This is a genomic window from Streptomyces capillispiralis (genome assembly GCF_007829875.1).
Lineage (GTDB): Bacteria > Actinomycetota > Actinomycetes > Streptomycetales > Streptomycetaceae > Streptomyces > Streptomyces capillispiralis.
Genome location: NZ_VIWV01000001.1, coordinates 2824896 through 2846178, shown reverse-complemented (window position 1 = coordinate 2846178; position 21283 = coordinate 2824896). Strand labels below are relative to the sequence as shown.

Below are 21283 nucleotides of genomic sequence, written 5' to 3'. Positions count from 1 at the left end.
TTCGAGCGGCCCGTACGTCTCCCGCACGTCCCTCACGCCGCTTCGGTGTGCGCGCCCCGGGCTGTCGTCCCGGTGCGCCCCGCCCGCGGCCCCCTGTGTCCCCTGCGTCCCCCCGCGTCCCTCCTTTCGTTTCTCCAGCAAGGCAGTCATGTTCGACGTCGCCGTCTTCGGCTCTCTCTTCCTGACCCTTTTTGTCATCATGGATCCCCCTGGGATCACCCCGATCTTCCTCGCGCTGACCGCGGGCCGGCCCGCCAAGATGCAGAAGCGGATGGCCTTCCAGGCCGTCTGCGTGGCGGGCGGTGTGATCGTCGTGTTCGGGCTGCTCGGGCACCAGATCCTCGACTACCTGCACGTGTCGGTGCCCGCGCTGATGATCGCCGGCGGGCTGCTGCTCCTGCTGATCGCGCTCGACCTGCTCACCGGCAAGACCGACGAGCCCAAGCAGACCAAGGACGTCAACGTCGCGCTGGTCCCGCTGGGGATGCCGCTGCTGGCCGGGCCCGGTGCGATCGTGTCGGTCATCCTCGCGGTGCAGAAGGCCGACGGGATCACCGGACAGGTCTCGGTGTGGTCGGCGATCCTCGCCATCCATGTCGTGCTGTGGCTGGCGCTGCGCTACTCGCTGGTGATCATCCGGGTCATCAAGGACGGCGGCGTGGTCCTGGTGACGCGGCTGGCGGGCATGATGCTCTCCGCGATCGCCGTGCAGCAGATCATCAACGGCGTCACCCAGGTGGTCCGGGGCGGCTGACCCCGGTCACCGCCGCGGAACGCGCGGAGCCCCCGTACCGGTCGCGGTACGGGGCTCCTGGGCATACGGTCCGGGCCCCGGCGCGTGCGGCCGGGGTCCCGCGTCATGAGCGCGTCGGGCGTCACCGGCTCGACGGGCGGGCAGGGCGTTATGAGGCCGGGGTGTCGGCCGGGCGGATCCACAGGCGCTGCCCGATGGCGGCGGCCTGCTGAACGATGCGGTTGACGGAGGAGGCGTCCACGACGGTGGTGTCCACGGGGGTGCCGTCGACGTCGTCGAGTCGCAGGATTTCGAAGCGCATGGGCTTCTCCCTTCGTCTGGTCATCCTCCTGGAGGAGAACTACTGGGTGGCGGGCCCACGGGCCAGTCGGCCCGTGTCCATGACGGGTTCAACGGCCTGCGCGATGCAAACATTCCCTACGCTAAGGAAATTTTTCAATCGGCTAAATACTGACCGGTAAGTGTTTCGCAGTAGACCGACCGGGACCGGTTGTGTTCGTAGCGTGACCACCGGGACAATGGAGGGGATGAACGAAGACCTCGCGGCTCTGCACGCCCGTATCGATCGCACGAACGAGCTGCTTCAGCGCATGCTCGCCGAGGTGGCGAAGACGCCCTCGACGCATGCGATCTTCGTCGACGCCGGTTACCTGTACGCCGCCGCGGGGCGCCTGGTGGCCGGGACGGAGGACCGCAGGGCCTTCGACCTCGACGCCGAGGGACTCATCGACGCGCTCATCGACCGGGCCCGCACCGTCTTCGCGGACAGCAGGCTGCTGCGGGTCTACTGGTACGACGGCGCCCGGCGCCGCATCCACACCGCCGAGCAGCAGACCATCGCCGAACTCCCGGACGTCAAGGTCCGCCTGGGCAACCTCAACGCCAACAACCAGCAGAAGGGCGTCGACTCCCTGATCCGCACCGACCTGGAGTCACTGGCCCGGCACCGCGCCATCAGCGACGCGGCCCTGCTCGGCGGCGACGAGGACCTCGTCTCGGCGGTCGAGGCGGCCCAGGGGTACGGCGCCCGCGTCCACCTGTGGGGCATCGAGGCCGCCGAGGGCCGCAACCAGGCCGAGCCGCTGCTCTGGGAGGTCGACAGTCAGCGCACCCTCGACCTGGACTTCTTCAAGCCGTACGTCTCCCGGCGCGCGGCACAGACCTACGAGGCCACGACGGGCCGGCCCACGCGCGAGGACGTCCGCTTCGTCGGGGCGCAGATCGCCGCGAAGTGGCTGGTCGCGCGGGGCCGGGACACGCTGGTGGAACTGCTCCCCGGTCATCCCTATCTGCCCGGCTCGGTCGACCAGGACCTGCTGGTGGAGGCGGAGGGCCTGCTGCAGTACTCCCTGCGCGGCCAGGCGGATCTGCGCCGCGCCCTGCGTGACGGCTTCTGGGACCACTTGCAGGCGCAGTACTAGTCGCCCCGGCCGACCTGGTCACGGTGGTGGTGGTCGGGATGCTCGTCCCAGAAGTCGGCGAGGGCGCGGGCGGTCGGCTCGGGCCGGTCGACGGCGGGTGAGTGCTCGGCCCCCTTGATCACGGTGCGGTGCGCCCTCAGCCGCCGGGCCATCTCGTCGAGGTCCGGCACCGGCCAGGTGTCGTCCCGCGCGCCCGACAGCACGTGGAACGGCAGGCGCACGGCGGCCAGCTCGTCGACCCTGTCCGGCTCGACGCACAACTGACGTCCCGTCGCGAGCAGTTGGGCGGGCCGGGTGCTCAGCCAGCGGCGCCGCAAGTGCTCCGGGCCGCCGATCCCGCGGGCCGGACCGCCCACCTCCTCCGGCGGCCCCATGGCCAGGATCGCCTCCCAGCACTGCGCCATCGACATCACCGCGAGCGCGTCCCGCAGCAGCTTCACGCGCTGCTCCTGGGAGACGGAGATGTGTGCGGGGCCGGAGGAGACGAGCGTGAGCGAGCGGAAGGGGGAGGGGTCCAGCAGGACGGCGGCACGGGCGATCTGTCCGCCGAGCGAGTGTCCGACGAGGTGGACCGGCGCGCCGAGCGCGGCGGCCTGCGCCAGCACGTCCCGCGCCAACTCCTCCTGCGCGTAGGCGGATTCGTCGTCGGCGGGCCCGTCCGACTCGTACTGCCCCCGCCCGTCCACGGCGACCGTCCGGTACCCGCGCGCGGCGAGCGGCTCGTGCACCAGCGCGAAGTCCTCCTTGCTGCCGGTGTACCCGGGCAGCAGCAACGCCGTTCCCCTCACGGGGACTCCGGCGGCCGGTGGCACGTCCACGGCGGCGAACTCCCCGCGCGGGGTGCGGAGTCGGTGGGCACGTGCGCCGAGGGGCGGGGCGGGGGAGGGGTCGCTGGTCACGGGGTGAGGGTAGCGGGTGCGGACACGCCGACGGCCCGGCCCCACGGGTGGGGGACCGGGCCGTCGGCGTGCTGCGTCAGCCGTCCGCGGGCTCCGCGGCGGCAGCCTTCTTGCGGGTCCGCCGGGGCTTCGCCTCCGCCGGGGCGTCCGGCTCCTGCGAGGCCGCGGCGGCCTTGCGGGTCCGGCGCGGCTTGGCCTCCGCCGCCTCCGGCTCCTTGGCCGTCTGCGCCGGGATGCCGACGGCGGTCGCCTCGGGCTCGGCGGCCTTGCGGGTGCGGCGCCGGGGCTTGGCCTCGGTGCCTTCCGCGGTGTCGACGGCCTCGGCCGCGCCGGCCGCGGTCTTGCGGGTGCGCCGGGGCTTGGTCTCGACGGCGGCCTCGGGCTCCTGCGCGGCGGTGGTGGCCTTGCGGGTGCGGCGGGGCTTGGTCTCGGTGGCCTTGGCGGTGTCGACGGCCGTCTCGGCCTTCTTGGCGGCGGTCTTGCGCGTGCGGCGCGGCTTGGCCTCGGCCGCCTCGACCGGCTCGGCGACCGTCTGCGCCGGGATGTCGACGGCGACGGTCTCGGTCGCGGTGGCCGCGGTCTTCCGGGTGCGCCGGGGCTTGGCCTCGGCGGCCTCGGCGGTGTCGACGGCGGCCTCGGCCTTCTTGGCGGCGGTCTTGCGCGTGCGGCGCGGCTTGACCTCCGCCGCCTCGACCGGCTCGGCGGTCCCCTCGGCGGTGTCGACGGCCGTCTCGGCCTTCGCCGCGGACTTGCGCGTACGGGTCCGGCGGGGCTCCGTGGCCGGAACCTCGACCTCCGGGGCCACCGGGGCGTCCGTCGCCACCGTGGCCGTCACGGTCGCCGGCTCCTCCGCCGGAGGAGTGACGACGGCCGGCGTCTCCACGGCCGCCGTCTCGGCCGCCTTGCGCGTGCGGCGACGGCGGGGCCGCTCGGGAGCGTCCCCGGTCGTGCCCTCGGCCGTGTCCACGGCCGACTCCGCCGGCGTCACCTGCTCCGTCGCCGTCGCCGTGGCCGGTGCCGCCGCGGAGGGGGCCCCGCCGCGCGTACGGCGACGACGGCGCGGGGTGCGCGCGGCCGCCGGGCCGGCCTCCGCCTGCTCGGCGCCTTCGGCGGCCGGGCTCACGGGCTGCTGCGCCGACTCGTCGAGCGGCGTACCGCCCCGCGTGCGGCGGCGGCGTCGCGGCGTACGGGACGAGGTGTCCGTCTCCGCCGGACGGGCGTCACCGCGCCCGCCCCGGCCGCCGCGCCCGCGCGGTCCCCGGCCGCCCGGCTCGCCCAGGTCCTCCAGCTCCTCCGCGTCCAGCCCGGCGCGCGTGCGCTCCGAGCGCGGCAGGACGCCCTTGGTGCCCTCGGGGATACCGAGGTCGGAGTAGAGGTGCGGGGAGGTGGAGTACGTCTCCGGCGGGTCGTTGAAGCCCAGGTCCAGCGCCTTGTTGATCAGCTGCCAGCGCGGGATGTCGTCCCAGTCGACCAGCGTGATCGCCGTACCCTTCGCGCCCGCGCGGCCGGTCCGGCCGATGCGGTGCAGGTACGTCTTCTCCTCTTCCGGCGACTGGTAGTTGATGACGTGCGTCACGCCCTCGACGTCGATGCCGCGGGCGGCGACGTCGGTGCAGACGAGCACGTCCACCTTGCCGTTGCGGAAGGCGCGCAGCGCCTGCTCGCGGGCGCCCTGGCCGAGGTCGCCGTGGACCGCGCCGGACGCGAAGCCGCGCTGCTTGAGCTGGTCGGCGAGGTCGGCGGCGGTGCGCTTGGTGCGGCAGAACACCATGGCCAGGCCCCGGCCGTCGGCCTGCAGTATCCGCGAGACCATCTCGGGCTTGTCCATGTTGTGCGCGCGGTAGATGAACTGCTTGGTGTTCGCGACCGTCGCGCCCTCGTCGTCCGGCGAGGTGGCGCGGATGTGCGTGGGCTGCGACATGTAGCGGCGGGCCAGACCGATGACCGCGCCCGGCATGGTGGCCGAGAACAGCATGGTCTGCCGCTTGGCCGGAAGCATGTTGATGATCTTCTCGACGTCGGGCAGGAAACCCAGGTCGAGCATCTCGTCGGCCTCGTCGAGGACGAGCGCCTTCACGTGCTTCAGGTTCAGCTTCTTCTGCCCGGCGAGGTCGAGCAGCCGGCCCGGCGTGCCGACGACCACGTCGACGCCCTTCTTGAGGGCCTCGACCTGCGGCTCGTAGGCGCGGCCGCCGTAGATCGCGAGGACGCGCACGTTGCGCACCTTGCCGGCGGTCAGCAGGTCGTTGGTGACCTGCGTGCACAGCTCACGCGTCGGGACGACGACGAGCGCCTGCGGGGTGTCGGTGAGGTCCTCGGGCTGCGCCCGGCCCGCCTCGACGTCCGCGGGGACGGTGACGCGCTCGAGGAGCGGAAGGCCGAAGCCGAGCGTCTTTCCGGTGCCGGTCTTGGCCTGGCCGATGACGTCCGTGCCCGACAGGGCCACGGGGAGCGTCATCTCCTGGATGGGGAAGGGGTTGAGGATGCCGACGGCCTCCAGGGCCTCGGCGGTCTCGGGGAGGATCCCGAGCTCTCGGAACGTCGTAGTCAGGGTGCTGCCTCTTCTGTGTGCGCGGTGCGAGGCGAGCGCGGGGGTCGTGTCGGGACCGTGCCGGGGACGTCGGCTGCCTTACGGGCGGGCCGTAGGGCACGGGACCACTGCCGACGCTCGAGCGCTCGTACCGCTGAGGGTCCCCCTCCGGATTCCGTACGCAACACGGCGCACGACAGGAGGGCTGTCGGGTCGGAGCCGATCGGGCCACCGACCGGGCATCCTCATACATACGGCCTGTCGAGTACGTCAGAGTGCTCAGCAGGCGCATTACCACCATACCCCGGATTCGCGCACACGCCATGGCCGATTTGGTCACGTAGCCGTCGTCACACTGATCGACCGGGGCCTTCCGGCGCGTGGCAAGCGGGCTATTGTGCGCTTCATGACGAGCTCTGACAAGCCTGACCAGGCCGCGGACAGCCCCGAGACCCCCGCCGGACACACCGGCGTCGCCGCCATGGACTGGGCGGCCGCCTCCGCCGACCCCCAGTACCGCGCCGCTGTCGTGGATCTGCTCGGCGCGCTCGCCTACGGGGAGCTGGCGGCATTCGAGCGGCTGGCGGAGGACGCCAAGCTGGCGCCCACGCTGACGGACAAGGCGGAGCTGGCGAAGATGGCCTCGGCCGAGTTCCACCACTTCGAGCGGCTGCGCGACCGGCTCGCCGAGATCGGTGAGGAGCCGACGCACGCGATGGAGCCGTTCGTGGCCGCGTACGACGGCTTCCACAAGCAGACGGCGCCCTCCGACTGGCTGGAGGGTTTGGTCAAGGCGTACGTCGGCGACTCCATCGCCAGCGACTTCTACCGGGAGGTCGCGGCCCGTCTGGACTCCGACAGCCGCGCCCTGGTGCTGGCCGTGCTGGACGACACGGGGCACGGCGGCTTCGCCGTGGAGAAGGTGCGGGCCGCGATCGAGGCGGACCCGCGCGTGGGCGGGCGGCTCGCGCTGTGGGCGCGGCGGCTGATGGGCGAGGCGCTGTCGCAGTCCCAGCGGGTGGTCGCCGACCGGGACGCGCTGTCGACGATGCTGGTGGGCGGCGTCGCGGACGGGTTCGACCTCGCCGAGGTCGGCAGGATGTTCTCCCGGATCACCGAAGCGCACACCAAGCGGATGGCGGCACTGGGGCTGGCGGCCTGAGGAAGCGTCCCGGCCGGATCACCCCCGGCGCCACCACCGGCGGCCGGTCAGGCGGTCGCCGATCGGCGGCGCAGTCTTCCCGCCGGGCGCAGCAGCAGCGACAGGGACGCCACGGACACGATCACGGCGCCGAGCAGCATCGTCAGCAGGTTGCCGGCGTCCAGTGCGGTGTTGATGACGAAGGCGCCGAACAGGGCTCCGGCCACACCGGTCGGCAGGACCAGGGCGCGGGCGGGGAAGCGATGCGGCAGGCGGCGGGTCGCCGCCCACGCCAGAACAAGGCCGAGGATCGCGGAGCTGAGCGCTTCCAAGAGCATGTCGGGGTCCCTCCCACATGGCCGGCCTGCTCACATCGGTCCTAGCCCGTCCTACCCCTGACCTGCGGAATCCAATCCTCCTCTGTGAAGCACCTGTGGTGCGTCTGTGAGGGCGCACCCGTGTGGGGGAACCGGTGGGCGCGCGGGTGTCGGTGTACGGGTGGGCGCGCGGGAGGGGGCGTACGGGCGTGGGCGTACGGGCGTGGGCGTATGGGCGTGGGCGCACGGGAGTGGGCGCACGGGAGTGGGCGTACGGGTGGGTGCACCGGACGCCGAAGGGCCCGGCGGTGTCGAACCGCCGGGCCCTTCCACGTCTGCCGGTCGTCGCCTACAGCGCGCCGAAGCCCACCTTGCGCGGGGCCGGCTCGCCGATCTCGATGTACGCGAGACGGTCGGCCGGGACCAGGATCTTGCGGCCGTGCTCGTCCACGAGGCTCAGCAGCTGCGACTTCCCGGCCAGCGCCTCGGCCACCACGCGCTCGACCTCCTCCGCGCTCTGACCGCTCTCCAGAACGATCTCGCGGGGCGCGTGCTGCACGCCGATCTTGACCTCCACGGCTATGTCCCTCCGACGGTCAGTGAAGTGCGCGACCTTCCGCGCCGTACCAGCACACATTAGCCCGGTGAGGGGATGTACACGCTGCGCCCGGCAACGCCACGAGCGAACAGCCGACGGGAACAAACGGCCGCCGGTGTCCGCCCCGCCCGCTCAGTGGTGCTGTTCGTTGCCGTGCAGCGGGAATCCGGCGATGCCCCGCCAGGCCAGCGAGGCCAGCAACTGCACCGCCTGGTCGCGCGGCACGCTGCGGTCGCTGTGCAGCCAGGACCGCGCCACCACCTGGGCCAGACCGCCGAGCCCCGAGGCGAGCAGCATCGACTCCGCCCGCGACAGCCCGGTGTCCTCGGCGATCACGTCGCAGATCGCCTCCGCGCACTCGTTGGTCACCTTGTCGACGCGCTCGCGCACGGCGGGCTCGTTCGTCAGGTCCGACTCGAAGACCAGGCGGAAGGCGCCGCCGTCGTCCTCGACGTACGCGAAATAGGCGTCCATGGTCGCCCGGACGCGCTGCTTGTTGTCCGTCGTCGACGCCAGCGCGTGGCGCACCGACTGGATCAGGGCCTCGCAGTGCTGGTCCAGCAGCGCGAGATAGAGGTCGAGCTTGCCCGGGAAGTGCTGGTAGAGCACCGGCTTGCTGACGCCGGCGCGCTCGGCGATGTCGTCCATCGCGGCCGCGTGGTAGCCCTGCGCGACGAAGACTTCCTGCGCGGCGCCCAGCAGCTGGTTCCGTCGGGCACGGCGCGGCAGGCGTGTACCCCTCGGGCGTACCGCCTCTGTCTGCTCGATGGCTGTCACGCCGCCTCCCATTGTCGTCCAAGTGCGGTGTGAGCCGCGCCGCCATCGTACTTTTCGGTAACCGTGGTGTGCGCGGTGAGAACGCAGAATTTCACGGACCGGACGGCGGTGAAAGCCATACGGACGGTTTCAAAAGGTGTCACAGCGGGCAAGAAGTGTCCTCCTCACTGCTCGGCGACGCCTCTGCCGGCGCACTCGTCACCGGTAGTCGTCCTCGTCGAGGGAGACGACCCGGGCCTGTTCCACCAGGTCCGCCTCGTTGGCGCGGTCGGGGTCGACGGTGGTCATCGGGTCGTCGCGGTCCGGCTTCACCTCCGCGTGCTGCTCGGCCGCGTCGACCTCGGGCGCCTCGACGTCGTACTCCTGGTCCTCGCGGACGTCCTCGACTTCCTCGAAGGTCTCGGGGTCGGTCGGGTCAACGGCCATGCTGGGCTCCCTTCCTACGAACGTCCCTGATGCGTGCAGGGGCCACATGCGGGTGCCCTTTCTCCGAGCCTAGGAGACACCCGATCCGGACGCCATGCGATCCGCGACCGGGATGTGACGGCGTGCGCACCCCGGAGCGCGGGCGGGAGCCGGGGCCGGTACCGTCTGTGACGGCGAACACATGAACCAGGGCGTGATCGTCTCGTAACATTGCCGCATGTCTTCGACCGAGCTGCCGTCCGTGCCGCCCGCAAGCGCGCTCTCCGAGGCGGCGGCCGTCCGGGTCGCGGCCGGGGAGCGGCTCAGGTCGGTGGAGCTGCCCGGCGTCACCCTGTCGGTGCGGTCGAGACCCCCCGCCCGCCAGGGGCTGCCGCCCGCGCTCTACGTCCACGGACTCGGCGGTTCCTCACTGAACTGGTCGGCGCTCATGCCGCTGCTCGACGACGTCGTCGCCAGCGAGGCCGTGGACCTGCCGGGCTTCGGCGACTCCCCGCCACCGGACGACGGCGACTACTCCATCACCGCGCACGCACGCGCGGTGATCCGTTATCTCGACGCCGTCGGCCACGGCCCGGTCCACCTGTTCGGCAACTCGCTCGGTGGCGCGGTCGCCACACGGGTCGCCGCCGTGCGCCCCGACCTCGTCCGCACCCTCACCCTCGTCTCCCCGGCCCTGCCGGAACTGCGGGTGCAGCGCACCGCCGTCCCCACGGGGCTGCTGGCGGTGCCCGGGGTCGTCTCGCTGTTCACCCGGATCAGCCGGGAGTGGACGGCGGAGCAGCGGGTCCGCGGCGTGACGAAGCTCTGCTACGGGGACCCCGCGCGGGTGACGCCGGACGCGTTCCGCAACGCCGTGCAGGAGATGGAGCGGCGGCTGCGGCTGCCGTACTTCTGGGACGCGATGGCACGCTCCGCGCGGGGGCTCGTCAGCGCCTACATGCTGGGCGGCCAGCAGGGGCTGTGGCGCCAGGCCGAGCGGGTGCTAGCGCCGACCCTGCTCGTCTACGGCGGCCGGGACCAGCTCGTCGGCTTCCGCATGGCCCAGCGCTCGGCACGGGCCTTCCGGGATTCGCGGCTGGTGACGCTCCCGGACGCGGGACACGTGGCGATGATGGAGTATCCCGAGACCGTGGCCCTCGCCTTCCGTGAACTCCTCGCGGATGCAACGGATTCGGCGGCCGAGGGGGATACTGGGGAGCCGGGCGCGCAGGGCGCCCCGGGTTCTCCCGCCGACGCCGGTGGGGGGACCACCGCCGAGAGCATGAGGGGCTGAGGCGCGACGTGGGACGCCACAGCCGCCGTGGACCCGCCCCGAAGGGCGACCCCGCGGACACCGCCGTAGCACGGGACGGCCGACGGGACGTTCTTCCGGGCCCGCGCCGGTCACCCGCGACACCGCCGCCCGCACGAGGGCCGGTTCCCGGGGCGGGCCCCGGCCCGGTCCCGGGGGCGGCGCAGCAGCCGGGGCGGGGCGCGAGCGGGGTCCAGGGGCACGGGGGTCCCCCGCACCGCAATCCGCCCGGAAACGCGGCGTACGGCACTCCGGGATACGGCACGCCGGGATACGGGGCGCCGGGGCACGGGGCGCCCGCCGACGGGGTGCCGCGGTTCCCGGACGGCACGCCGGCACAGGACGTTCCCAGGCTTCCGGACGGATGGATTCCGGAGGGCACGCCCGCGCGGGGCGTCCCGCGCATGCCGGACGGCACCCCGGCGCACGGCTTCCCCCGGCTCCCCGACGGCACCCCCGCCGGTGGTGTGCCCCGGCTGCCGGACGGTACTCCCGGGCACGGAGTTCCCCTGCTGCCCGACGGCACCCCCGCGCACGGAGTTCCCCGGGCCCGTGGCGGGCACCCCGAGCAGCATGAACCCGGCGGTGGCTGGGGGACCTTGAAGGGGCGGACGGCGGCCGGGTACGGCGCGCCGGCGGCGGGACCGCAGGGCGCGCCCTTCCCGCGACAGCGGCCCGCGCCTCACCGGGGGCCGCGCCAGGACTACCTCGACGCCTTCGACGAGGACGACGACCTCTTCACCCCGCGCCCGCCCGCCGCCGCGCGCCCCGGCGACCCCCACGCCACCGTCACCGACTGGAACGACGCCCCGGTCACCGGCCCACCCGGCGGCAGCGACGACGACAACGCCCCTCCCACCGGCGAGCCCGCGCAGGGCAAGGGCGGCAAGGGGCGCGCCTTCACCGGGATCGCGGCCGCGGCCGTCACCACGGTGCTCGCCGTGGTCGTGGCCGGCCAGGTCGCCGACGGCGGCGGCACCGGCGTACAGGCGCAGTCCGCCGACAACCAGGCGCGCGACGTCCGGGACCCGGCCTCGCGCGGGGACGGCCGGGAGACCCCCTCGGCGCCCTCCGCCGAGCCGCTGACGTACGAGCAGAAGATGGACCGGAGGTACCCGCTCAGCGCGGCGCGCGCGGGCTCCGGGGAGTTCGACGCGATCCCCGGCATCGCCAAGGCGCCGGGCGCGGGCCAGAAGATCACCTACCGGGTGGACGTGGAGCGAGGGCTCGGCCTCGACGGCGCACTCTTCGCCGAGGCGGTGCACAGGACGCTCAACGACGACCGCAGCTGGGCGCACAACGGCGCGCGCACCTTCGAGCGCATCCACTCCGGCCGACCCGACTTCGTGATCACTCTCGCCGGCCCCGACACGACCGCCGAATGGTGCGCCAAGTCCGGCCTGGACACCACCGTGGACAACGTCTCCTGCGACTCCGCGGCGACCGAACGCGTGATGATCAACGCCTACCGGTGGGCGCAGGGAGCGGAGACGTACGGCGACAAGATGCACGCCTACCGCCAGATGCTGATCAACCACGAGATCGGCCACCGCTTGGGCTACGGCCATGTCACCTGCGACAAGAACGGCGACCTGGCCCCGGTGATGCAGCAGCAGACCAAGTTCCTCAAGTACGGCGGGATCAGCTGCCGCCCCAACCCGTGGCCCTACCCGAAGAGCTGACCACCGGCTGAACGCACCCGGCCGCCTAGCGCGACGGAACGCGTCCCGCACGGGAAAGTTACGCCCGTTCACCCCTTTTGATGGCGCGATGGACAACCGTCCATCGCGCCACCGCCTTGTCCGCATACGTTCGTCCCGCTGCGAGCCGCCGGGCCAAGGGCGGCTCCCCATACGGGAGATCGGGGGTGCACACGTGCGCATCGGACTGCTTACGGAGGGTGGCTATCCGTATGTGGACGGTGAGGGCGGGGTCTGGTGCGACCGCCTGGTGCGCGGACTCGGCCGACACGAGTTCGACGTCTACGCGTTCAGCCGCAGCGAAGCACAGGAGCAGGCGGGCTGGGTCCCGCTGCCGCCGCAGGTCGGCAGGGTGCGCACCGCGGCCCTGTGGGGGACCGAGGACGACGGGGTGGTGCACGGGCGCCGCGCGCGCCGGCGCTTCTCGGAGCTCTACGGAGAACTCGCCGCCGTCCTCTGCGCCGGTGCCGACGCCAACGCCTCCGGCGCCCCCCATGCCCCCGACGACCGGCCCGCGACGTCCGGCGCACACCGCGCGTCCCCCGAGGCGGACCGTTTCGCCACCGCCCTCCACGGCCTCGCCGCACTCGCCCGCGACGAAGGCGGCCTGCAAGGCGCGCTCCGCTCCGAGACGGCCGTACGCGCCCTGGAGCGCGCCTGTCGTGCGCCCGGCGCCCTGAGCGCCGCGCGCGAGGCCCGCGTACCGGATCTGCTGGCCGTCGCCGCACACCTGGAACGCGCCCTGCGCCCCCTCTCACTCGACTGGTACGAGGAGGACGGGCTCGGCGCGGTCGACGTGTGCCACGCCACCGCCGGCGGGGTGACCGCCCTTCCGGGCCTGCTCGCCCACCACTTCTCCGGCATCCCCCTCCTGGTCACCGAGTACGGCGTACGCCTGCGGACGCACTACCTCACCCGCCCGGACGCCCCGCCCTCGGTCCGCTCCCTGCTCGCCGCCTTCCACGGCAGGCTCGCCGCGGAGATCTACCACCGGGCCGAGTTCGTCACGCCGGGCAACACACACGCCCGCCGCTGGCAGGAGCGCTGCGGCGCCGACCGGGCGAAGCTCCGCACGGTGTACCCCGGCATGGACCCCGCGCCCTTCGCGGAGGCGGGCGAGTCCCCCGGGAGCGCGGACCCGCACACCCTCGTCTGGGCCGGACGCGTCGACCCGGCCAAGGACCTGGTCTCACTGCTCCACGCCTTCGCCCGGGTCCGCGAGGAGGAGCCGAAGACCCGCCTGCGGATCATCGGCGGCCCCTCGGACCCGGAGGGCGCCGCCTACCTCGGCCACTGCAGGGCACTGGCCGCCCAGCTCTTCCCGGACGAGGCCGACGGCCCGCACTCCGTCGGTGACAACCCGGTGTCCTTCGAGGAGTTCGGCGGCGCCGGACCGGCGACTTCCGCCGACGCCCACGCGCGCGGCGCCGTGACCGTGCTGTCCAGCGTCGTCGAGGGCTTCCCGGTCGGCCTGGTGGAGGCGATGCTCTGCGGTCGTGCGACGGTCTCCACCGACGTGGGCGCCGTCGTCGAGGTCATCGGCGGCACCGGTCTCGTCGTACCGCCGCGCAACCCCCGGGCGCTCGCCGAGGCCTGCGTCTCGCTGCTGCGCGACCCGGAGCGCCGTGCGCGCCTCGGCGCCGCCGCGCGCGCCCGCGCACTCGAACTGTTCACCGTCGACCAGAACGTCTCGGCGTTCCACGGCCTCTACCTGGAGATCGTCGCCCGGACGCCGGTCCGCCGCCCCCTCCTCGACGCCACCGGCGACCCCCTGCCCTTCGCCACCCCCGCCGAGGCACACGTCCCCGGCCACTGGACCGACCGCCCCTCCCGCGCCCTGCCCCCATGGGCCCTGGACACCTCGATCGCCGCGACGGAGACGGCCCGATGACCGACCTCGGCGAACTGGACCGCGGCACCCCGCCGGGCGCGGCCGACCCGGTCAAGGCGCTGCTGCACCGCCACCGCGAGCTGTGCGAACGGGCGGTGGACCCGCTGGAGATCGCAGCCGGCCTGGAGGCCCACGGCATCACGGACCGCACCGCCGCCCGCTTCCGCCACCGCACCGTCTTCTCCCTCGCGGAGGAGCTCTACGCCAGAGCCCCCCGCGCCGGTGAGACCGCGCGGCCCGCACCGGCCGAGACACCCCCCGGGACAGGCACCGGCCGGACGGCCCTCTTCCTCCTCCCCGTGCTCCCCGGCGCCCTGTGCACGGCAACGGTGATCGCCCTGCGCCAGACCCAGGGCCAGACCCGCCTCCACGTGGCCGCCGCCGGTCTCCTCGCCGTCACCCTCGCCCTGCGCGCGGCACTGCGCCGGGGACCGCTGAGCCCCCGCGCCGCCACCCCGCCCCGCACCGCCACGGCCCTGTGGACCTGCTGGCTCGTCGGATACGCCCTCCTGGGCGACGGTCTGCTCCGCACCGCCGTCACCGGCGGCCCGGACGGCCTGCCCGACGGCACCGGCGGGGGAGACTGGCCGCTCGCCGTCGCCCCGGTCCTGGCACTCGCCCTGTCCCTCGCGCCGGCGGCCTGGACCGCCCGCCTCTTCGGCTCCCACGCCCGCCGCAGGCTCGGCTCCAGCCGCGGGCTGGAGGACTTCGCCGCCTCCGTACGCCCCGTGCTGCTCGGCACGGTCACCCTGTACCTGGCCGCACTCGCCGTCCTCCTCACCGCGACGTCCGCCCTCCTGGACGAGCCCGCCGCCCTTGCGGAAACGCTCACCCTGGGAGCCCTGCTCCTCCTGGCCCGCCTCCTCACCACCCACGGCTTCACCCACGCCCCGCGGGTGATCCTCGCCCTCACGGCCACCGCCCAGGCGGCCGCCCTCGCCGCGGTGTTCGCGGCCCGGCTCCCCGGCTGCGCCGCCCTGGCCACCCCCGTGGAAACCCTGACGGCCCGGGACCCCGGCGCCCTTTCCACCCTCACCTGCGGTGCGGCGGCCCTGGTCCTCCTGGTCCACGCCTCCCGCACCCTCACCCGGGCCTCGGCCCACACCGCCCCCACCCCACCGGAACACCCCCGGTGACCCGTCCGAAGGATCCGAAGGAGAGCCCCGCATGACCACCCGCTCCGCAGCTCCGCACCCCGAAGGAGCCGCCCGATGAGAGTCCTGCTGATCGGAGCCAACGGCTACCTCGGCCGCTTCGTGGCCGACCGTCTCCTCGCCGACCCCGCGGTCCAGCTCACCGCCCTGGGCCGCGGCGACGACGCCGACGTCCGCTTCGACCTCGCCACCGGCAGCCCCGGCGCCCTCACCCGCTTCCTCGACGCCGTCCACCCCGGCGTGGTCGTCAACTGCGCCGGCACCACGAGGGGCGGCGCCCGCGAACTCACCCGGCACAACACCGTCGCCGTCGCCACGGTCTGCGAGGCCCTGCGCCGCAGCGGCTGCGGCGCCCGGCTGGTGCAGCTCGGCTGCGGCTCGGAGTACGGCCCCAGCCAGCCCGGCTCCTCCACCGCGGAGGACGCCGTCCCCCGCCCCGGCGGCCCGTACGGCGTCAGCAAGCTCGCCGCCACCGAACTGGTCCTCGGGTCCGGCCTGGACGCCGTGGTCCTCCGCGTCTTCTCACCCGTGGGCCCCGGCACGCCCGCCGGTTCCCCGCTCGGCCGGCTGGCCGAGGCGATGCGCCGCGCCATGCAGTCCGGCGACGGCGAGCTGAAGCTCGGCGGCCTCGGCGCGCAACGCGACTTCGTCGACGTCCGCGATGTGGCCCGCGCCGTCCACGCCGCCTCGCTGTCCGCCGCTCAGGGCGTGATCAACATCGGTTCCGGCCGCGCCGTCCGCCTCCGCGACGCCGCCGGCATCCTCGCCCGGGTGGCCGGTTACGGCGGCGCCCTCAACGAGCTGGACGGCCCGCCCGGTCTGCACCACCCGCCCCACATGGCCGGCTCCCACCACGCCGCCCACGGATCCCACGCCACCCAGTCCACGCACCTGAGGCCCACGATCGGGCACCCCCGCCCCGACCCCGACCAGCACGCGACGGGCCCCGTGGCCTTCCCGTACCCCGACGGCTGCGGGAGCTGGCAGCAGGCCGATGTACGCACCGCACGGGACCGGCTCGGCTGGCGCCCCCGGATCAACCTGGAGGAATCGCTGGCCGACATCTGGATGGAGGCCGCATGCCGTATCTGATCCGCGCCGAACGGAACACGGCCCCCACCGATGTCCGCCCCGGCCTCGGCATCCCCGGCTTCGCCCACCCCCTCCTCGCCCCCGCGGAGTGGAGCGAACTCACCCGTCCCGGCGCCCCCCTGCACTGGGTGGTGCTCAACGTGGCCGACGGCCCCGGCGACCAGCCCGACCCGCACTGCCTGGAGGCGGCCGGCCGGCTGCGCAACGCCGGGGTCCGCGTCCTCGGCCACCTCGACACCGCGTACGGTCTGCGCACCTTCGGCGAGGTGATCTCGGACGCCCACCACTTCCTCGACTGGTACCAGGTCGACGGATTCCTCCTGGACCGCTGTCCCGCCGACCGCGCCGCGTTCCCCGAGGTCCGGCGGACCGCCACCACGCTCCGGGCGATCGGTGACGACGCCCACATCGTCCTCGGCCACGGCACCCACCCGTACCCGGGATACGCCGAACACGCCGACCAGCTGGTCACCTTCTCCGGCCCCTGGAGCGACTACCGCTGGTCGCAGGTGGCGGAGTGGACCGCCGACCACCCGCCCGAACGCTTCTGCCACTTCGTGCACGGAGTGCCCGGGCCGCACCTGGACGAGGCCCTGCGGATCGCCCGCTGGCAGGGCGCGGCCACCCTCTACTTCACCGACCACACCGGACACGGCGGTCGCACCGAGGCCTGGGAGCCCCTGCCCGGCTACTGGGACGACATCGTCTCGCGGGTCGGGACGGGTGTCTCGGAATGAAAAAGGCCATGGCAGTGTTGAGGCGAGAACAACCGTAGTGATTGACCGACCAACGGAGTCCCCGTGTCGCTGCCACCCCTGGTCGAGCCGGCCCCCGAGCTCACCGTAGACGAGGTCCGCAGGTACTCCCGCCACCTGATCATCCCCGATGTGGGCATGGACGGGCAGAAGCGGCTGAAGAACGCCAAGGTGCTCTGTGTGGGCGCCGGCGGCCTGGGTTCGCCGGCGCTGATGTACATGGCCGCCGCCGGTGTGGGCACGCTCGGCATCGTGGAGTTCGACGAGGTCGACGAGTCGAACCTGCAGCGTCAGATCATCCACAGCCAGGCCGACATCGGCCGTCCCAAGGCCGAGTCCGCCCGTGACACCGTCAAGGGCATCAACCCGTACGTGAACGTGATCCTTCACGAGGAGCGGCTCGAGGCCGACAACGTGATGGAGATCTTCAGCCAGTACGACCTGATCGTCGACGGCACGGACAACTTCGCGACCCGTTACCTGGTCAACGACGCCTGCGTGCTGCTGAACAAGCCGTACGTGTGGGGCTCGATCTACCGCTTCGACGGCCAGGCCTCGGTGTTCTGGTCCGAGCACGGCCCCTGCTACCGCTGCCTGTACCCGGAGCCCCCGCCGCCCGGCATGGTCCCCTCCTGCGCCGAGGGCGGCGTCCTGGGCGTGCTGTGCGCGTCCGTCGGCTCCATCCAGGTCAACGAGGCCATCAAGCTGCTCGCCGGCATCGGCGAGCCCCTCGTCGGCCGCCTGATGATCTACGACGCCCTGGAGATGCAGTACCGCCAGGTCAAGGTCCGCAAGGACCCCGACTGCGCGGTCTGCGGCGAGAACCCGACCGTCACCGAGCTCATCGACTACGAGGCCTTCTGCGGCGTCGTGTCCGAGGAGGCCCAGGCGGCGGCCGTCGACTCCACGATCACTCCCAAGCAGCTCAAGGAGTGGATCGACGACGGCGAGAGCATCGAGCTCATCGACGTGCGCGAGCCGAACGAGTTCGAGATCGTCTCCATCCCGGGCGCCCGCCTGATCCCCAAGAACGAGTTCCTCATGGGCACCGCCCTGGAGAGCCTCCCGCAGGACAAGAAGATCGTCCTGAACTGCAAGACGGGTGTCCGCAGTGCGGAAGTCCTCGCGGTCCTGAAGTCCGCGGGCTTCGCCGACGCGGTCCACGTCGGCGGCGGCGTGATCGGCTGGGTCAACCAGATCGAACCGGAGAAGCCGGTCTACTGAGCCACATCGGCCGCTACCGAGGCCGGGGCGGGGGCTTCGCGCACCAGGGGTGCGGGGAGCCCCCGCCCGCGTCATGAGCAGACCTTGCCGTCCTCGGGCACCGTGCCGTCCAGCAGATACGCGTTCACCGTGGAGTCCACACAGTCGCTCCCACTGCCGTACGCGCCATGGCCCTCGCCCTTCCAGGTGAGCACCACACCGACGCCCTCGCCCAGCTCGTCCGCCATCTTCCGGGCGCCCTCGTACGGCGTGGCCGGGTCGCCGGTGTTGCCCACCACCAGGACCGGCGCAGCGCCCGGCGCGCTCACCTCGGGGGTGTCGTGCTGGCCGGGGACCGGCCAGTCGTGGCACCAGCCCGCCGTGTCCCAGCCCAGGAAGGACCCGAACACGGGGGAGATCTCCTCGAATTCGGGCAGCAGCTTCTTCGTCTCCGCCACAGTCGGCCGCTGCTTGTCGTCCAGGCACGATATGACCCGCTGCGAGTGGGTCGTCGTGCCGTAGCGTCCCGAGGTGTCGCGGTCGTTGTAGCCGTCGGCCAGCGCCAGCAGCTCCGAACCGTCCCCCTCCTCCGCCGCCTTCAGCGCGCTGGTCAGCGCCGGCCAGCCGTCCTTGCTGTAGAGCGGCAGCACGATGCCGGTCAGCGCCAGGGTCTGCGTCAGCTCGCGCCCGGACGAGGACGTCGGCAGCGGTTCGGCGTCGATCCGGTCCAGCAGCTCCGCGATCTCCCGTGTCCCCTGCTCGGGGTCCCGGCCCGTGGACCGCAGGTAGTTGTCCAGCGCCGTCTGGAAGCCGCGCGTCTGGTTCTTGGCGTGCCCCATCGTGTCGGCGCTTGGGTCGACCACCGCGTCGAGCGTCATCCGCCCGACCTTCTCGGGGAACAGGTGGGCGTAGACCCCGCCCAGCTCGGTGCCGTAGGAGATGCCGAAGTAGTTCAGCCTGTCGTCGCCGAGGGCCTGCCGGATGCGGTCCATGTCGCGCGCGGTGTCCGTGGTCGACACATGGGCCATCAGCTTGCCGGCCCGCTCCTGGCAGCCCTTGCCGAAGTCGGCGGCGTCCGCGAGGAACGCCCGCTCCTCCTCCGGGGTGTCCGGGGTGCCGTCCACCGACGACTCGGCGGCCTGGATGGCCTTGTCGTCACGGCAGCGGACGCCCTCGCTGGCGGCCACCCCGCGCGGGTCCCAGCTCACCAGGTCGTACCGCTCGCGCAGCTCGGAGGCCGTGGCGGCGTAGGACGGCATCGTGGAAACGCCCGAGCCGCCGGGGCCGCCGAAGTTGAACAGCAGTGAGCCGAGACGGTCGTCCCCCGTCGCCTTCGCCCGGATCAGGGCCAGTCCGACGGTCGGGCCGTCGGGCTTCGCCCAGTCCAGCGGCACCCGCAGGGTGGCGCACTGCCAGTCGTCGCCCGGAGCGGGAGCGTCTTCGCCGCCCTTGCAGCGTCCCCAGTCGAGCGCCGTCCCGCCGCTCTTGCCGTCGCCCCCGGAGCCGTCGTCCGACGAGCCGCTGCAGCCCGCCGTCAGCAGCGCGGCGGCGACCGTCAGGGCCGTCCACCGTGTGATTCGGGTCATGCGCCTTCCCCCCTCGCTGGCCGTCCGCACCGTGCCGCGGATGGCGGTCGTGCCATGGTAGGCAGATCCGCCGCCTGCCGGGGAAGCCTGTGGATAACGTTCTGACCTGCGGCTTTCCTGACTCCCTGTGAGTCTGACGTCCGCTCAGGAGCAGACGGTCCCGGCCGCCGGCACCTTCCCGTCCAGCAGGTAGCCGTGCACCGCGTCCCGCACGCACCGGTTGTCGCTGGTGTAGGCCCCGTGCCCCTGCCCCTCGTACGTCAGTTCCACACCGACGCCCTCACCCAGCTCCTCCACCATCCTGCGCGCCCCCTCGTACGGTGTGGCCGGGTCGCCCGTGTTGCCGATCACCAGGATCGGGGCCGCGCCCGGAGCACTCACGTCCGGATGATCGGCCGCCCCCGGCACCGCCCAGTCGGTGCAGCCGACCAGCCCCCACGCCATGTACTCGCCGAACAGACCGGACGCCGCCCGGAACCGCGGCAGCCTGCGCTCCACGTCCGCGGGGGTGTAGCGGGAACGGTGGTCCGAGCAGCTGACGGCGACGTTGGCCGCGACGATGTTGCTGTACCCGCCCCCATCGTCGCGCCCGGCCAGCGCGTCGGACAGCAGCATCAGGATCGTCCCGTCGCCGTCGTACGCCTCCTGGAGACCGTCGGTGAGGAAGTCCCAGAGCTCCTGGGAGTACAGGGCCTGCGCGATGCCGCTGGTCGCCGCGGTCTGGGTCAGCTCCCGCGGGAAGGCGCCGGGGATCGGCCGGCTGTCGAGGTCCTTCAGCAGCCTGCCGATACGGTCCTTGACGTCCTGCGCGCTGTCGCCGACCGGGCACGGACCGGTCTGCGAGACGCAGTGCTCGGCGTAGTTGCCGAGCGCGAGCTGGAACCCGCGCGCCTGGCCCAGCGAGCTCTGCTCCGCGTCCTGTGTGGGGTCCACGACCGCGTCGAACACCGCGTGGCCCACCTTCCCGGGGAACAGGTGGGCGTAGACGCCGCCGAGCTCGGTGCCGTAGGAGACGCCGAAGTAGTGCAGTTCGTCGTCGCCGAGGACCTGGCGCATCAGGTCCAGGTCGCGGGCGGCGTCCGCGGTGCGCACGTGCGCGAGGGTCCGTCCGGAGTTCTTCTCGCAGGCCGCGTTGAACTCGGTGGTGGTCTCCATGAGTTCGGTGCGTTCGGCGCTGTCGTCGGGGGTGGCGTCCTGCTGGAGGTACGCGTCGAGCCGCCGGTCGTCGAGGCAGAGCACGGGTGCGCTGCGGCCCACCCCGCGGGGGTCGAAGCCCACCAGGTCGTAGCGGGTCCGCAGGGTCGCGTACTGCGTGCCGAAGGCGGGCAGCGTGTGGACGCCGGAGAGGCCGGGACCGCCGAAGTTGAAGATCAGGGAGCCGATGCGCCGGTCCGCCGAGCCGCTCGACCTGGCCCGGATCAGCGCCAGGTCGATGGTGGCGCCGTCGGGATCGTCCCAGTCCAGCGGCGCCTTCATGGTGGCGCAGCTCCACTTGCCCCGGCCGCCGGGCAGCGGGGACGGGGCGGCGCCGCCGCCCTGCGCCTCGGCCGGGGCAGGACAGTCCTCCCAGCTCAGCTGCTGCCCCGTCAGGTCCTCGTCCCTGTCGTCCTCGCCGCAGCCCGTCAGCAGGGCCGGCAGCAGTACGGCGACGACGGCCAGGGCGGCGGCCCGCAGGCGGAAGGGCCGGGACAGGGGGTGGGGCATGCTCCCATCCTGCGGTCGCCCCGGGCGGGACGCGCGGGACACGA

The 21283-nt window shown here is 73.2% G+C and carries 19 protein-coding genes; 10 read left to right on the top strand and 9 right to left on the bottom strand.

Annotated features, from left to right (window positions below; translation table 11 throughout):
* Nucleotides 1-148: 148 nt before the first annotated feature.
* Nucleotides 149-754 (top strand): MarC family protein, encoded by a 606-nt coding sequence (locus tag FHX78_RS11700; RefSeq protein WP_145867378.1) that lies wholly within the window; start codon nucleotides 149-151, stop codon nucleotides 752-754.
* A gap of 148 nt (nucleotides 755-902) precedes the next feature.
* On the opposite strand, the gene FHX78_RS11695 is transcribed toward FHX78_RS11700, so the two are convergent.
* Nucleotides 903-1055 carry a hypothetical protein gene (locus FHX78_RS11695; protein WP_145867377.1) on the bottom strand — a complete coding sequence of 51 codons (153 nt, stop codon included), beginning with the start codon at nucleotides 1053-1055 and terminating at the stop codon, nucleotides 903-905.
* Between the two features lie 226 nt (nucleotides 1056-1281).
* Here FHX78_RS11695 and FHX78_RS11690 point away from each other — a divergent pair, with 226 nt between their 5' ends.
* Nucleotides 1282-2175, top strand: a complete 894-nt coding sequence (locus FHX78_RS11690; RefSeq protein WP_145867376.1) for an NYN domain-containing protein — start codon at nucleotides 1282-1284, stop codon at nucleotides 2173-2175.
* Here the strand turns inward: FHX78_RS11690 and FHX78_RS11685 are convergent.
* Entirely contained in the window at nucleotides 2172-3074 is a 903-nt protein-coding gene (locus tag FHX78_RS11685; protein WP_145867375.1) for an alpha/beta fold hydrolase, read from the bottom strand. The two genes, FHX78_RS11690 and FHX78_RS11685, sit on opposite strands and share 4 nt — an antisense overlap.
* Before the next feature lie 76 nt (nucleotides 3075-3150).
* On the bottom strand, nucleotides 3151-5532 hold the full coding sequence (locus FHX78_RS11680) for a DEAD/DEAH box helicase (RefSeq protein WP_229923852.1): 2382 nt from the start codon (nucleotides 5530-5532) through the stop codon (nucleotides 3151-3153).
* A 478-nt stretch (nucleotides 5533-6010) separates the two neighbouring features.
* Here FHX78_RS11680 and FHX78_RS11675 point away from each other — a divergent pair, with 478 nt between their 5' ends.
* Nucleotides 6011-6766, top strand: coding sequence for a ferritin-like domain-containing protein (locus tag FHX78_RS11675; RefSeq protein WP_145867373.1), 756 nt, complete (start codon nucleotides 6011-6013; stop codon nucleotides 6764-6766).
* A gap of 47 nt (nucleotides 6767-6813) precedes the next feature.
* Here FHX78_RS11675 and FHX78_RS11670 read toward each other — a convergent pair whose 3' ends face one another.
* From FHX78_RS11670 to FHX78_RS11655, 4 genes are all read right to left on the bottom strand, one after another.
* Nucleotides 6814-7083 carry a hypothetical protein gene (locus FHX78_RS11670; RefSeq protein WP_145867372.1) on the bottom strand — a complete coding sequence of 90 codons (270 nt, stop codon included), beginning with the start codon at nucleotides 7081-7083 and terminating at the stop codon, nucleotides 6814-6816.
* A 328-nt stretch (nucleotides 7084-7411) separates the two neighbouring features.
* Entirely contained in the window at nucleotides 7412-7639 is a 228-nt protein-coding gene (locus FHX78_RS11665; RefSeq protein WP_030220063.1) for a DUF3107 domain-containing protein, read from the bottom strand.
* A gap of 153 nt (nucleotides 7640-7792) precedes the next feature.
* Nucleotides 7793-8437 carry a TetR/AcrR family transcriptional regulator gene (locus tag FHX78_RS11660; RefSeq protein WP_145867371.1) on the bottom strand — a complete coding sequence of 215 codons (645 nt, stop codon included), beginning with the start codon at nucleotides 8435-8437 and terminating at the stop codon, nucleotides 7793-7795.
* A 198-nt stretch (nucleotides 8438-8635) separates the two neighbouring features.
* Nucleotides 8636-8863 carry a hypothetical protein gene (locus FHX78_RS11655; RefSeq protein WP_145867370.1) on the bottom strand — a complete coding sequence of 76 codons (228 nt, stop codon included), beginning with the start codon at nucleotides 8861-8863 and terminating at the stop codon, nucleotides 8636-8638.
* Nucleotides 8864-9080: 217 nt separating this feature from the next.
* Here FHX78_RS11655 and FHX78_RS11650 point away from each other — a divergent pair, with 217 nt between their 5' ends.
* The 7 genes from FHX78_RS11650 to moeZ all read left to right on the top strand — a co-directional run bounded on the left by FHX78_RS11650 (nucleotide 9081) and on the right by moeZ (nucleotide 17970).
* On the top strand, nucleotides 9081-10136 hold the full coding sequence (locus FHX78_RS11650; protein WP_145867369.1) for an alpha/beta fold hydrolase: 1056 nt from the start codon (nucleotides 9081-9083) through the stop codon (nucleotides 10134-10136).
* 8 nt (nucleotides 10137-10144) lie between these two features.
* Nucleotides 10145-11836 carry a DUF3152 domain-containing protein gene (locus tag FHX78_RS11645; protein ID WP_145867368.1) on the top strand — a complete coding sequence of 564 codons (1692 nt, stop codon included), beginning with the start codon at nucleotides 10145-10147 and terminating at the stop codon, nucleotides 11834-11836.
* A 193-nt stretch (nucleotides 11837-12029) separates the two neighbouring features.
* On the top strand, nucleotides 12030-13745 hold the full coding sequence (locus FHX78_RS37145; protein WP_189908519.1) for a DUF3492 domain-containing protein: 1716 nt from the start codon (nucleotides 12030-12032) through the stop codon (nucleotides 13743-13745).
* Nucleotides 13742-14881, top strand: a complete 1140-nt coding sequence (locus FHX78_RS37140; RefSeq protein WP_189908520.1) for a hypothetical protein — start codon at nucleotides 13742-13744, stop codon at nucleotides 14879-14881. The genes FHX78_RS37145 and FHX78_RS37140 overlap by 4 nt, the downstream gene beginning before the upstream one ends.
* 75 nt (nucleotides 14882-14956) lie before the next feature.
* A complete protein-coding gene (locus FHX78_RS11635; protein WP_145867367.1) occupies nucleotides 14957-15991 on the top strand; it encodes an NAD-dependent epimerase/dehydratase in 1035 nt (344 codons plus the stop codon).
* On the top strand, nucleotides 15979-16728 hold the full coding sequence (locus FHX78_RS11630) for a spherulation-specific family 4 protein (RefSeq protein WP_145867366.1): 750 nt from the start codon (nucleotides 15979-15981) through the stop codon (nucleotides 16726-16728). Before FHX78_RS11635 ends, FHX78_RS11630 begins: the two co-directional genes overlap by 13 nt.
* A gap of 63 nt (nucleotides 16729-16791) precedes the next feature.
* The gene (moeZ, locus tag FHX78_RS11625; protein ID WP_145867365.1) at nucleotides 16792-17970 is read left to right on the top strand and encodes an adenylyltransferase/sulfurtransferase MoeZ; all 1179 of its coding nucleotides are present in this window, start codon (nucleotides 16792-16794) and stop codon (nucleotides 17968-17970) included.
* Nucleotides 17971-18041: 71 nt separating this feature from the next.
* On the opposite strand, the gene FHX78_RS11620 is transcribed toward moeZ, so the two are convergent.
* Both FHX78_RS11620 and FHX78_RS11615 read right to left on the bottom strand, forming a co-directional pair.
* On the bottom strand, nucleotides 18042-19535 hold the full coding sequence (locus FHX78_RS11620; protein WP_145867364.1) for an alpha/beta hydrolase: 1494 nt from the start codon (nucleotides 19533-19535) through the stop codon (nucleotides 18042-18044).
* 144 nt (nucleotides 19536-19679) lie between these two features.
* The gene (locus FHX78_RS11615; protein WP_145871869.1) at nucleotides 19680-21227 is read right to left on the bottom strand and encodes an alpha/beta hydrolase; all 1548 of its coding nucleotides are present in this window, start codon (nucleotides 21225-21227) and stop codon (nucleotides 19680-19682) included.
* Nucleotides 21228-21283: the final 56 nt, after the last annotated feature.